Below are 3,247 nucleotides of genomic sequence, written 5' to 3' on the forward strand. Positions count from 1 at the left end.
TTGGCTTTTATGACGTTTTCCCCAAGGATAGGCTTCAAAAATCATGAAAGCTGAATATTACTATAAAAATATGTAATAATACATCGACTAAATACTATAAATTGTCTCACGCTTTCCTGACTTAATAACAAGTACAAGAGCATGGTCATCATGGATGATGCAAATCAGTCTATATTTACCTATACGATAACGCCAGAGACCACTTTTATCTGCAGTTAACCCTTTCCCTGTCCAACGTGGATTGTCGCACCCTTCAATATTTTTATTCAACCAGAGTAAAATTTGCTGTCTGATTGGTTTATCTAACTTCATAAATTCTTTTTGTGCGCGTTTGTCGAATGCCACATGATAAGTCATAGGCCTTCTTCTTTCATCATATCTTGAAGACTAACTGTTTCACCAGTTAAATTTTTCAATGCTTCAGATCCGTCTTGCAAATCAAGAAAATCTTCAATTTTTTCAGTCAATGCTTGTTTCATCAAAGTAGATAAAGGTTGACCCATTAATTCTGCATAGCTTTGAAAGAAAACTTCTTCCTGATCATTCAATCTAATTGTTGTTATACTCATACTAAGATCCCTCCCCTTCTATCCCACTAATTGTAATACATTGTATTACAATTATCAATTTATAAAAAAATCTATACATACCTTCTCTTAATCAATAAAAAAGCCGACCGAGTAACTCAATGATTGAATCACTTGGTCAGCTGTCGTATTTTTCTAAAATTTGTATGCTCATCTGATGGTTAAGATCGTCTGCCAATCACTTCTAAAAACTTAGATTTAATTGATTCCATTCTTATATTTCTGTAAATTAGCTAAACGCATAAACGATCTGATTGATCCCAACTACCATAAAGTAAAAACCAACTAAAAAACTTAGCGTCAACGCAGAGGATAAAGGATTGAATAATAAAATAATACCTAGTAAGATACCCAATACATTGATGACTACTGTAAACCAATAATGTCCTTCGCTTATTCCTCTGAATAAATCAGCAGTAAATAAAGCCAAAACAGAATCAATAATAAACCAAACAGCGAAGACAAATGGTAGTGCAACTACCCCAGCACCAATATTAAAGATGAAAAAGATCCCAATCAATAAATCAATGATCCCAATCACCATCGGCATCTTTCCTTTATATCCTGTCAGTTCTTTTACTCGATTACGTAGAAATAACTCAAATAATCCTTTTAGGATCGCAAAAATAGCAAATACAATAACGATAGCAACTAAGTTACCTACTGGATCGCGAAAAGAAATCAAGGAAACTAAAACAAATAATATCCCTAAAACGAGTGAACCCCAATCAATTTTTCTACTTTCTTTCATTTTAATCCCTACTTTCTTCTAATCTATTTCTATCTTACGCCCCCATTTAAATAACTTCAAAAATTTAGCATTTATGAAAATGCTTTAGTTGTAAAAAAACGTTTGCTCCATTTTCTTCCTTTGATTGTTTCACGTGAAACGTAAAGAATTACTGATTTCCTTGAAACTTTCAACATTCCCCTATATAATTCTAGAAGACTTGGCAAATATTATAAACATAAAGTGAGGAAAAAAATTGATTACTGTAAATGATGTAAGTTTGCACTTTTCAGATCGCAAACTATTTGATGATGTTAATATAAAATTCACTCCCGGCAATTGTTATGGCTTAATTGGAGCAAATGGCGCAGGTAAATCAACATTCCTTAAAGTGTTATCAGGTGACTTGCAACCTTCAACAGGCTCTGTCACATTAGGTCCAGATGAACGTATGGCTGTTTTGAAACAAAACCACTATGACTATGAAGAATATACTGTGATGGAAACAGTAATCATGGGTCATAAACGTTTATATGAAGTAATGAAAGAAAAAGATGCCATCTATATGAAAGAAGATTTCACAGATGAAGATGGGATTCGTGCGGCAGAATTAGAAGGCGAATTTGCAGAATTAAACGGATGGGAAGCAGAGCCAGAAGCAGCGGTTTTACTGCAAGGATTGAATATCCCTGAAGAGTTGCATCATCAATTGATGAGCGAACTAACTGGTGGCCAAAAAGTGAAAGTGTTGCTTGCACAAACGCTATTCGGTAAACCAGATGTTTTACTTTTAGATGAGCCGACAAACGGACTAGATATCCAATCGATCAACTGGTTAGAAGAATTTTTGATCGAATTTGAGAATACAGTGATCGTTGTTTCCCATGACCGTCACTTCTTGAATAAAGTATGTACCCACATGGCAGATTTAGACTTTGGAAAAATCAAGCTTTATGTAGGAAACTACGATTTCTGGTTAGAATCAAGCCAATTAGCAACTAAGTTACAAGCAAACGCCAATGCGAAAAAAGAAGAACAAATCAAAGAATTACAAGACTTTATCGCACGTTTCAGTGCAAATGCGTCAAAATCAAAACAAGCAACATCCCGTAAAAAAATGTTAGAAAAAATCACATTAGATGATATCCAACCTTCTTCACGCCGCTATCCTTTCGTTGGATTCAAACCAGAGCGTGAAATTGGCAATGACTTACTACAAGTAGAAAACGTTAGTGTGACAATAGATGGTAAAAAAATTCTAGATGATATATCATTTACATTAAACAAAGAAGACAAGGTAGCATTCGTTGCTGAAAACGATATAACAACTACAACCCTATTTAAAGTTATCATGGGCGATCTAACGCCAGATACCGGTACTGTCCGCTGGGGTGTAACAACAAGCAATGCTTATCTACCAAAGGATACAACGAAGGAATTCGATACAGACTTAACGATTCTTGATTGGTTACGTCAATATGCAAGTAAAGAAGAAGACGACAATACGTTCTTACGTAGCTTCTTAGGTCGTATGTTGTTTTCTGGTGAGGAAGTATTAAAACCTGTGAATGTTCTTTCTGGGGGCGAAAAAGTTCGTTGTATGCTTTCTAAATTGATGCTTTCAAAAGCAAATGTCCTTGTCTTAGACGACCCAACGAATCATTTAGATTTAGAATCAATTACTGCATTGAATGATGGCTTGATGGCATTTTCAGGTTCGATCCTATTTGCTTCTCATGACCACCAATTCATCCAAACGTTAGCAAATCGTATCATAGCTGTTTCTGATAAAGGCGTGATCGATCGTGCAGATACGACGTATGATGAATTCTTAGAGAACAAAGATATCCAAAAACAATTAGAAAATCTTTGGAACTAAGCATTCTGAACTGCTTATGGTCATAAAAACACAGAGGTCGGGACAGAAGTG

General features: G+C 35.0%; 4 protein-coding genes. 1 reads left to right on the forward strand and 3 read right to left on the reverse strand.

From position 1 onward, the window contains the following. Nucleotides 1-87: 87 nt before the first annotated feature. The 3 genes from CUS89_RS15600 to CUS89_RS15610 form a co-directional block, all read right to left on the reverse strand. Complete coding sequence (locus tag CUS89_RS15600; RefSeq protein WP_104872779.1) at nucleotides 88-357, reverse strand: type II toxin-antitoxin system RelE family toxin; 270 nt, start codon at nucleotides 355-357, stop codon at nucleotides 88-90. Continuing rightward, entirely contained in the window at nucleotides 354-569 is a 216-nt protein-coding gene (gene relB / locus CUS89_RS15605; RefSeq protein WP_104872780.1) for a type II toxin-antitoxin system RelB family antitoxin, read from the reverse strand. Before relB ends, CUS89_RS15600 begins: the two co-directional genes overlap by 4 nt. Nucleotides 570-816: 247 nt before the next feature. Next, nucleotides 817-1,338 (reverse strand): HdeD family acid-resistance protein, encoded by a 522-nt coding sequence (locus CUS89_RS15610; RefSeq protein WP_104872781.1) that lies wholly within the window; start codon nucleotides 1,336-1,338, stop codon nucleotides 817-819. Nucleotides 1,339-1,573: 235 nt separating this feature from the next. Between CUS89_RS15610 and CUS89_RS15615 the strand changes: the two genes are divergently transcribed. Then, nucleotides 1,574-3,196, forward strand: a complete 1,623-nt coding sequence (locus CUS89_RS15615) for an ABC-F family ATP-binding cassette domain-containing protein (RefSeq protein ID WP_104872782.1) — start codon at nucleotides 1,574-1,576, stop codon at nucleotides 3,194-3,196. Nucleotides 3,197-3,247 lie beyond the last annotated feature (51 nt).

Source organism: Enterococcus mundtii, from assembly GCF_002947535.1.
GTDB lineage: Bacteria > Bacillota > Bacilli > Lactobacillales > Enterococcaceae > Enterococcus_B > Enterococcus_B mundtii_B.